This window comes from Micromonospora sp. NPDC048868 (genome assembly GCF_043198195.1).
Taxonomy (GTDB): Bacteria; Actinomycetota; Actinomycetes; order Mycobacteriales; family Micromonosporaceae; genus Micromonospora; species Micromonospora reichwaldensis.
This window is the reverse complement of sequence record NZ_JBICUN010000023.1, coordinates 94,131-103,725: the sequence shown is the minus strand read 5'-3', so window position 1 is coordinate 103,725 and position 9,595 is coordinate 94,131. Positions and strand designations below refer to the sequence as shown.

General features: G+C 71.3%; 7 protein-coding genes. 5 read left to right on the top strand and 2 right to left on the bottom strand.

Annotated features, from left to right (window positions below; genetic code table 11):
• Positions 1-231: 231 nt before the first annotated feature.
• The 4 genes from ACGFNF_RS27070 (at position 232) to ACGFNF_RS27055 (ending at position 4,263) form a co-directional block, all read left to right on the top strand.
• Positions 232-1,158 (top strand): ABC transporter permease, encoded by a 927-nt coding sequence (locus ACGFNF_RS27070; RefSeq protein ID WP_132230980.1) that lies wholly within the window; start codon positions 232-234, stop codon positions 1,156-1,158.
• A 72-nt stretch (positions 1,159-1,230) separates the two neighbouring features.
• Positions 1,231-2,208, top strand: coding sequence for an ABC transporter permease (locus ACGFNF_RS27065; protein WP_311410753.1), 978 nt, complete (start codon positions 1,231-1,233; stop codon positions 2,206-2,208).
• A gap of 26 nt (positions 2,209-2,234) precedes the next feature.
• Positions 2,235-3,257 carry an ABC transporter ATP-binding protein gene (locus tag ACGFNF_RS27060; RefSeq protein ID WP_132231341.1) on the top strand — a complete coding sequence of 341 codons (1,023 nt, stop codon included), beginning with the start codon at positions 2,235-2,237 and terminating at the stop codon, positions 3,255-3,257.
• Positions 3,250-4,263 (top strand): dipeptide ABC transporter ATP-binding protein, encoded by a 1,014-nt coding sequence (locus ACGFNF_RS27055; RefSeq protein WP_357579170.1) that lies wholly within the window; start codon positions 3,250-3,252, stop codon positions 4,261-4,263. Before ACGFNF_RS27060 ends, ACGFNF_RS27055 begins: the two co-directional genes overlap by 8 nt.
• Positions 4,264-4,374: 111 nt before the next feature.
• Here the strand turns inward: ACGFNF_RS27055 and ACGFNF_RS27050 are convergent, their stop codons facing one another.
• Both ACGFNF_RS27050 and ACGFNF_RS27045 read right to left on the bottom strand, forming a co-directional pair.
• Positions 4,375-4,767 (bottom strand): chorismate mutase, encoded by a 393-nt coding sequence (locus tag ACGFNF_RS27050; RefSeq protein ID WP_393171514.1) that lies wholly within the window; start codon positions 4,765-4,767, stop codon positions 4,375-4,377.
• 268 nt (positions 4,768-5,035) lie between these two features.
• Complete coding sequence (locus ACGFNF_RS27045; RefSeq protein WP_393171512.1) at positions 5,036-6,886, bottom strand: bifunctional metallophosphatase/5'-nucleotidase; 1,851 nt, start codon at positions 6,884-6,886, stop codon at positions 5,036-5,038.
• 193 nt (positions 6,887-7,079) lie between these two features.
• Here ACGFNF_RS27045 and pcrA point away from each other — a divergent pair, with 193 nt between their 5' ends.
• Positions 7,080-9,485: a DNA helicase PcrA gene (gene pcrA, locus ACGFNF_RS27040; protein ID WP_357579167.1), complete on the top strand. Its 2,406-nt coding sequence runs from the start codon at positions 7,080-7,082 to the stop codon at positions 9,483-9,485.
• The last annotated feature ends 110 nt before the right edge of the window (positions 9,486-9,595 follow it).

The window sequence follows — 9,595 nt, the reverse complement described above, 5'->3', positions numbered from 1 at the left end:
CGAGGGCGGGCCCCCCTTAAAAAAACACAATTTCCGCCCACCCAACCGGGGGTAACCCCCCCCCCCGCGGGGGGGCCGGCGCCCCCCCCGGGGCCCCCCGGGGGGGGGCCCCCCCCCCGGGGCCCCCCGACCCGGGCCGTTCCGTGAGGTGGTGTCACCACACCGCCTCGCCACGTCTGTCATCCCCGTGTCGGCCGTCCGACGCGCGCCCCCTGTCTGGAGGACCACCCCATGGGCCGTTATCTGTTGAGACGGCTGCTCCAACTCATCCCGGTCTTCATCGGGACGACGTTCCTGATCTACTGGCTCGTGTGGTCGGTGCCCGGTGACCCGTTCGCGGGCAAGTGTGGCGAGCGTCCCTGCCCCGACAGCTTCGTCAACATGATGACCGAGAAGTTCAAGCTCGACGAGCCGCTCATCGTGCAGTACGGCAACTACATGAAGAACCTCTTCCAGGGCGACTTCGGGCAGACGTTCGGTGGCCGGGAGATCGGCGACATCATCGCCACGGCGTACCCGAACACCTTGAAGCTGGCCCTGGTGGCGCTGGCCATCGAGGCGGTCATCGGGCTCACCGCGGGCGTGCTGACGGGCCTGCGCCGCAACGGCTTCCTGGACAACCTGGTCCTGGTCTCCAGCCTCTTCCTGATCGCGCTGCCGATCTTCGTCATCGGCTTCGTGGCCCAGTGGCTGCTCGGCGTGCAGTGGGGCATCGTCAAGCCGACGGTCTCCAGCGAGATGCGGCTCTCCGAGCTGATCGTGCCCGGCTTCGTGCTCGGCAGCGCCTCGATGGCGTACATCGCCCGGTTGGCCCGCACGAGCATCGCGGAGAACCGGCGGGCCGACTACGTGCGTACGGCGATCGCCAAGGGTCTGCCGATGCGCCGGGTGGTCGGGATCCACCTGCTGCGCAACTCGCTCATCCCCGTGGTCACGCTGCTCGGGACCGATCTCGGCGCCCTGATGGGCGGCGCGATCGTCACCGAGGGCATCTTCCAGATCAACGGGATCGGCCGACAGGTCTACCGCGCGATCATCACCAAGGAGAGCGCTACCGTTGTCTCCATCGTGGTGGTCCTGGTGCTCGTCTACCTGCTGATGAACCTGCTGGTCGACCTGCTCTACGCCGCCCTGGACCCGAGGATCCGCTATGAGTGAGCGCAGCGAACGAATCATCATTGCAGCGTTCGCGGGCACCAGTGCCCGCGCCGAGCGGAGTGGGGGACGGGCATGAGTGACCCGAGTGCCGCCTCGATCGTCAGCACCCCGCCCGCGCACGCCCCCGACGAGATCGGCGCGCCGAGCAACGCGGGCCTGCCGGAGAACGCCCGCAAGGAGAAGCCGCGCGGTCTGCTCGGCGACGCCTGGCGTGACCTGCGCCGCAAGCCGCTGTTCTGGATCTCCGCAGGGTTCATCGTCCTCTTCATGCTGATGACCGCCTTCCCCTCGCTGTTCACCTCCGGCGACCCGGAGAACGGCAACCTGCAGAACAGCCTCGTCGGCCCGTCGTCGGACGCCTGGTTCGGCTACGACTTCCAGGGCCGGGACGTCTTCGCCCGGGTGATCTACGGTGCCCGCGCGTCGATCGTGGTCTCCCTGCTCTCCGTGCTCGGCGTGCTGCTCTTCGGCGGCGCGATGGGCATCGTGGCGGGCTACCGGGGCGGCTGGGTGGACGCACTGCTCTCCCGCATCGCCGACGTCTTCTTCGGGCTGCCGTTCGTGCTGGGTGCCATCGTCATCCTGACGACCTTCAACGGGTCGGGCACGAGCAACAGCAAGGCCGAGATCATGGCGCTGGTGAGCATCTCGCTGATCGTGCTGGGCTGGCCGGTCGTGATGCGGCTGATGCGCTCCTCGGTGCTGGCCACCAAGGAGGCGGACTACATCGTCGCCGCCCGCGCGCTGGGCGCCGGCACCGGCCGGATCATCCTCAAGCACCTGCTGCCGAACTGCCTCGCGCCGCTGCTGGTCTACGGGACGATCCTGGTCGGCTCGTACATCGGCGCCGAGGCGACGCTGTCCTTCCTGGGCGTCGGCCTGAAGAGCCCGGTGGTGTCCTGGGGCATCATGATCAACGAGGCGCAGAACCTCCTCCGCGTCGCGCCCTACCTGCTCTTCTTCCCCGCCGCGTTCCTCGTCGCCGCCGTACTGAGCTTCGTGATGCTCGGTGAGGCGGTCCGCGAGGCCCTCGATCCGAAACTCCGCTAGGGGAGATTCAGTTGTCCGACATTCTGGTGTCCGAGCAGTCCGCGGCCGGCGCGTCCGGCCGCCCCTCGGGCAGGTTGCTCGAGGTGGAAGACCTCCGGGTGGAGTTCCGCACCCGGGACGGCGTCGCCAAGGTCATCAACGGGGTCACGTACCACGTCGACGCGGGGGAGACCCTCGCCGTGCTCGGCGAGTCCGGCTCCGGTAAGAGCGTCACCGCGCAGACCATCATGGGCATCCTCGACACGCCGCCCGGTTTCGTCACCGGCGGTCAGGTCCGCTTCCAGGGCAAGGACATGCTCGGCATGTCCTTCGAGGAGCGGCGCCGCATCCGCGGCGAGGGCATCGCGATGATCTTCCAGGACGCGCTCTCCGCGCTGAACCCGGTCTTCACCGTCGGGTTCCAGATCGCCGAGCAGTTCCGGGTGCGGCGCGGGATGAGCCGCTCCGACGCCAAGAAGCGCGCGATCGAGATGCTCGACCAGGTCAAGATCCCGAACGCCAAGGGCCGGTTCAGCAGCTACCCGCACCAGTTCTCGGGCGGCATGCGGCAGCGCGCGATGATCGCGATGTCGCTCGCCCTGGACCCGGAGGTGCTGATCGCGGACGAGCCGACCACCGCGCTCGACGTGACGGTGCAGGCGCAGATCATGGACCTGCTCGCCGAACTCCAGCGCGAGCGGCAGATGGGCATGATCCTGATCACCCACGACCTCGGCGTGGTCGCCGACGTCGCGGACCGGATCGCGGTGATGTACGCGGGCCGGATCGTCGAGGAAGCCAACGTCTACGACCTGTACGCCAAGCCGGCGCACCCGTACACGATCGGCCTGATCAACTCGATCCCGCGGCTCGACGAGAAGGGGCAGGAGCTCCGGACGATCAAGGGTCTCCCGCCGAACCTCATGAACATCCCGCCGGGCTGCCCGTTCAACCCGCGCTGCCCCATGGCGCAGCCGGTCTGCCGGGAGAAGGTCCCGCCGCTGCTGCAGGTCGGCGCCGGCCGGGCCAGCGCCTGCCACTTCGCCGAGGAGCTGGTGAACCGTGACTGAGAACATCCTCGAGGTCCGTGACCTGGTCAAGCACTATCCCGTGACCCGGGGCGTGGTGTTCAAGAAGACCATCGGTCACGTCAAGGCGGTCGACGGGGTCTCCTTCGAGCTCAAGGCCGGCGAGACCCTGGGTGTGGTCGGCGAGTCGGGCTGCGGCAAGTCGACGCTGGCCCGGGTCCTGATGAACCTGGAGAAGCCCACGGGTGGCAGCGTCCACTACAAGGGCCAGGACATCTCGAAGTTCTCCGGCCCGGCGCTGCGTCGGCTGCGTCGGCAGATCCAGCTGGTGATGCAGGACCCGTACACCTCGCTGAACCCGCGGATGACGGTCGGCGACCTGATCGGCGAGCCGTTCGAGATCCACCCGGAGGTGGCGCCGAAGGGCAGCCGCCGGGAGAAGGTCCGGGAACTGCTCGACCTGGTCGGCCTCAACCCGGAGCACATCCACCGGTACCCGCACCAGTTCTCCGGCGGTCAGCGGCAGCGCATCGGCATCGCCCGGGCGCTCGCCCTGCGGCCCGAGATCATCGTCTGCGACGAGCCGGTCAGCGCCCTGGACGTGTCGATCCAGGCCCAGGTGATGAACCTGCTGGAGAAGCTCCAGGGCGAGCTCGGCCTGTCGTACGTCTTCATCGCGCACGACCTGTCGGTGGTCCGGCACCTGTCGGACCGGGTCGCGGTGATGTACCTCGGCAAGATCGCCGAGATCGGCACCGAGGACGAGATCTACGAGCGGCCGACCCACCCGTACACCCAGGCGCTGCTCTCGGCCGTGCCGGTGCCGGACCCGACCGTGCGGGACAACAAGGCGATCATCCGCCTGACCGGTGACGTGCCGTCGCCGGTCAGCCCGCCGTCGGGCTGCCGGTTCCGGACCCGGTGCTGGAAGGCGCAGGACGTCTGCGCCGAGCAGGTCCCGCTGCTGGAGATCCGCTCGGGCTCGGACCACCCGAGCGCCTGCCACTTCGCGGAGAAGCGCGAGATCGTGCAGACGCACGAGGCGTGACCCCCACGGAACCGCCTGCCGACGTCATCGCGACGACGGCAGGCGGTTCCGTCGTTTCCGCCCCGCCCCGCCCGCCCCGGCCCGCGCGGGGGACCGTTGCCGGCGTACGCCTCACAGGGGGCCGCGGCCGGCGCGGAGCAGCAGCAGCGCGAGCTGCGTGCCGTCGGCGCCCAGGGCGGCCCGGAAGCGCTCCAGGATCGCCCGTTCCCGGGACAGCACCAGCCGGGTGCCGCCGGAGGCCATCCTCGTCACGCCGACCTCCTGGGAGAGCCGGGCCCGTTCCTGCCACAGCTCGATCAGCGCCCGGTCGATCTCGTCGATCCGCTCCCGGATCTCGACGATCCGGGCGGCGGCGGCCGGCTCCGGGGTGCCGGTTCCCGCCGCCGGCTTCGCGCCGTCGTCACCGCCCGGCACGTCGGCCGGGAAGCCGGGGGCACCGGGGTCGGGCCGGCCCGCCTCGGGTCGCGTCACGCTGCCGCTGGACTCCACCACGTCTGTCATCATCGGGTACCCCTCGCCGTCAGGTGCCCGGTGCCCGGATCCCGGGACGGAAGAAAGCCCCGGGCTCCAGGAGCCCGGGGCTTTCTCGTAGGTCTGATCGATCAGGCGCGACCTACGGCTGCCGGACTCCCGGTGCCGTAGTAAAAGTAGAAGCGCTGCCCGAACATGTCGTCGAGTATGCCGACCCCGGGCCGGCCGGCGCAAGGATTCGGCGCGACCCGTGCCCGGACGGGCGGTCCCGGTGCCGTCGTGACGCCGGGACCGCCCCGCCTCAGCCGAGGCGGGTGATCCGGTTCGCGGGTCCGGGAGCGACGGGCTCGCCGGCGCCCAGGTAGGCGATCAGCGCGTCGACGTCGAAGCCGGGGGCGGTGGCCCGGTCCGTGCCGGCCCGCAGCTCGGTGAAGCCGTCCCCGCCGTTGGCCAGGAAGTCGTTCGTGGTGACCCGGTAGCTCGCGGCCGGGTCGACCGGCGCGCCGTCGTACGCCAGGGCGCTCACCCGCGAGCCCACCGGGGCGGTGCTGTCGTAGGAGTACGTCAGCCCGGCCGAGACCTGGAGGATGCGCTGGGTGGTCTGCCCGTTGAAGCCCACGAACTGCTGCTCCAGCACGTTGCGCAGCTGCGCGCCGGTGAGGGTCTGGGTGACCACCAGGTTGTTGAACGGCTGGACGGTGAACGCCTCGCCGTAGGTGATCTCGCCAGGGTCCTCGTCGCCGGGGGAGGCCGCGTACGACAGGGACGCCCGGACGCCGCCCGGGTTCATCAGCGCGATCTGTGCCCCGCTGGAGCGGGTGTACGCGAGCTGCGCGTCGGCGATCACGTCACCGAGCGGGCTCTCCCCGTTCGGCCGGACTTCGCGGACGATGTCGGCCGAGATCCGGCCCACCACCCGGTTGGCGATGGGTGCGACGGCCGCCCGGTACTTGTCGGCCAGTGCCTTCGCGCCCGGGTCCACCAGGTCGGGGTTGCGCACGTACGTGCCCGGCGCGCTCTCCCGCCAGGTGCCGTCCGGGTTGCGTACGCCGTTCTCGACCACGACGTTGCGGGCGGAGATCCCGGTGAACCGGCCGGTGCGCCGGTCCAGCGAGTAGTCCACGTCCGTGATCAGCTGGCCGTTGTTGCCGGCGCTGGTGACCACGCTGTGGGCGCCCGAGGAGTTCGGCAGGGAGCAGGAGTAGAAGCGGTGGGTGTGGCCGGAGACGACCAGCCCGAACTCCGGCCGCAGGCCCTTGACGATGTCCACGATCGGGCCGGAGAAGTTGGCGCAGTCCGAGACGCCCGGGGTGGCCGGCGGCGGCGACTGGGCCCCGCCCTCGTGCACGAGCAGCACCATCGCCTTGACGCCGAAGAGCTTGAGCACGCCGGCCCACTTGTTGGCGGTCTGCACCTCGTCGGTGAACCGCACGGAGGTGATGCCGGCCGGGTTGACGATGCCCGGGGTGCCCTCCAGGGTCACGCCGACGAAGCCGACGGGCACCCCGCCGACGAACTTCACGTCGACCGGGGGCAGGATCGGCAGGCCGGTCTTCCGGCTGACCGTGTTGGCGGCGAGGTAGGTGAACTTCGCCCCGGCGAAGCCGTCCCCGTCCTGGCAGCCGTCGACGGGGTGGCAGCCGCCCTTGTTGATCCGGATCAGCTCGTCGACGCCCTCGTCGAACTCGTGGTTGCCGACGGAGCTGACGTCCAGGCCGATCTCGTCCATCAGCTCGATGGTCGGCTCGTCGTGGAAGGCGGCGCTGACGAGCGGGGTGGCGCCGATCAGGTCGCCGGCCCCGACGGTGGTCGTGGTGCGCCCCTCGGCCCTGGCCTCGGCGCGCAGCTTCTTCAGCCAGGTGGCGAGGTACTCCACGCCGCCGGCGGGCGTGCCGTTGACCGCCGCGCCGCTGCCGCCGGGCGGGTCGATGGCGCCGTGGAAGTCGTTGTAGCTCAGGAAGTTGCCCTTGACCTCCCCGCCGCCGGGGGCGGCGTAGGAGACCGAGACGGGGGTGAGGCCGGCCTGCTGGTCGTCGGCGGGAGCCGGCGCGGGCCGGGAAGCGGTGGTCAGCGTGGCGACGACGGCCAACGCGAGGGTGGGCGCGGCGAGGTGACGCAGCGCCGCCCGACCGCGCGAACGCGGCTGAGTCATGGTCGTTTCTCCCAGTCGTGTACGGGGGAGGAGCCGGACTTTCACCGTCATCGTTCTGCACGGGGGACGGCGGCACCAGACACGACAGGGTGACATCTTCGTCTCGACCTGGATGTAAGGAAGGGCCCCTTCCTGACATCTCGACGGTGCGCGGCGGGGAAGTGTCCGCCCGGCGGCATAGACTCGCCGTGCGATGCATCCTCTCTTCGACATCCCCGCGTCCCCGCCCGCGCCGGCGCCCGCCCCGGCCTCGCCGCACCGGCCCAGGCCGGCGGCCGTCCATCTCGATCCGCAGGCCCTGGTCGAGGGCCTGAACGGGCCGCAGCGCGACGCCGTCACCCACGCCGGCTCGCCGCTGCTGATCGTGGCCGGTGCCGGCTCGGGCAAGACCCGGGTGCTCACCCACCGGATCGCCTACCTGCTGGCCGCCCGGGACGTGCACCCCGGCGAGATCATCGCGATCACCTTCACCAACAAGGCCGCCGGCGAGATGAAGGAGCGGGTCGCCCACCTGGTGGGTCCCCGGGCCCGCCTGATGTGGGTGTCGACGTTCCACTCCGCGTGCGTGCGCATCCTGCGGGCCGAGCACGAGCACGCCGGGCTGAAGTCCACCTTCTCGATCTACGACGCGGACGACTCCCGCCGGCTGATGCAGATGGTCGCCAGGGAGCTGGACCTCGACCCGAAGCGCTACCCGGCGCGCGGGCTGGCCGCCCAGGTCTCCAACCTGAAGAACGAGCTGGTCGACCCCGAGGCGTTCGCGGGCCGTGCCAAGGGCCCCAACGAGCGGGCGCTGGCGGAGGCCTACACGCTCTACCAGCGGCGGCTGCGCGAGGCGCACGCGCTGGACTTCGACGACCTGATCATGACGACGGTGCACCTGCTCCAGTCCCACCCGCACGTCGCGGAGAGCTACCGCCGGCGGTTCCGGCACGTGCTGGTCGACGAATACCAGGACACCAACCACGCCCAGTACACGCTGATCAAGGAGCTGGTCTCCGGCACGGAGGGGATCGAGCCGGCGGAGCTCTGCGTGGTCGGTGACGCCGACCAGTCGATCTACGCGTTCCGGGGCGCCACGATCCGCAACATCCTGGAGTTCGAGCGCGACTTCAGCGACGCCCGGACGATCCTGCTGGAGCAGAACTACCGCTCCACCCAGACCATCCTCAACGCCGCCAACGCGGTGATCGACCGGAACACGTCGCGCAAGCCGAAGCGGCTGTGGAGCGAGGCGGGCGCCGGTGAGCCGATCGTCGGCTACGTGGCCGACACCGAGCACGCCGAGGCCGACTGGGTGGCCCGCGAGATCGACCGGCTGGTCGACGCCGACGAGACCCGCCCCGGCGACGTGGCCGTCTTCTACCGCACCAACGCCCAGTCCCGGGTCTTCGAGGAGGTGTTCATCCGGGTCGGCCTGCCCTACAAGGTGGTCGGCGGGGTGCGCTTCTACGAGCGCAAGGAGGTCCGCGACGCGCTGGCCTACCTGCGCGCGGTGGTCAACGACGACGACACGGTCAGCCTGCGCCGGGTCCTCAACACCCCGCGCCGGGGCATCGGCGACCGGGCCGAGGCGTGCGTGGAGGCGCTGTCCAGCCGGGACCGGATCTCCTTCGGGGCGGCGCTGCGGCGGGCGAAGGACGCCCCGGGCATCTCCAGCCGGGCGGCCAACGGCATCGCCGACTTCGTGGCCCTGCTCGACGGCGCCCGCGAGCTGGCCGAGACGGGCACCCCGGAGGAGGTGCTGGAGGCGCTGCTGACCCGCTCGGGCTACCTCACCGAGCTGGAGGAGAGCCTCGACCCGCAGGACGCGGGGCGCGTCGACAACCTCCAGGAGCTGGTCAGCGTCGCCCGGGAGTACACCGAGCGGATCGAGGCGGTCGGCGAGGAAGGCGAGCGGGCCACCCTCGCCGGCTTCCTGGAGCAGGTCGCGCTGGTCGCCGACGCCGACCAGGTGCCCACCGACGACCCCGACCACCAGGGCGTGGTCACCCTGATGACGCTGCACACCGCGAAGGGCCTGGAGTTCCCGGTGGTCTTCCTGACCGGCCTGGAGGACGGCGTCTTCCCGCACCTGCGGTCGCTGGGCGACACCCGGGAGCTGGAGGAGGAGCGCCGGCTGGCGTACGTGGGCATCACCCGGGCCCGCCAGCGCCTCCACCTTTCCCGGGCGGTCACCCGCTCGGCGTGGGGGCAGCCGGCCTACAACCCGCCGTCGCGGTTCCTGGAGGAGCTGCCGCCGGAGCTGGTCCGCTGGGAGCGCACCGAGGGGTCGTACACCTCGTGGGCCGGCGGGGGCGGCGGCGTGGGTGGCCGCGCGGACCGGATGTCCGGCGGACGTGGGGGCTTCAACGGCGGTACGCCCAAGGCGGCGCAGTTGGCGAAGCGGCTGGGGGTCGACGCCAGCCGCCTGACCACGGCGAGCGAGCTGCCGCAGGGGCCGAAGGTGTCCGCGGGCGACCGGGTCAACCACCAGCGCTACGGCCTGGGCCGGGTGCTCGCCGTCGAGGGGCACGGCCCGGGAGCGCGGGCGCAGATCGACTTCGGCGACCAGACGATGTGGCTGGTGCTCCGGCACGCCCCGATCGACAAGCTCTGAGCGGCGGGGCGGGGCCCCCCCCCCCCCCCCCCCCCCCCGGCCCCCCCCGCCGGGGGGGGGGGCCCGCCCCCCCCCAGCCCCCCCCCCGCCCGCCCCCCGCGGGGGGGGGC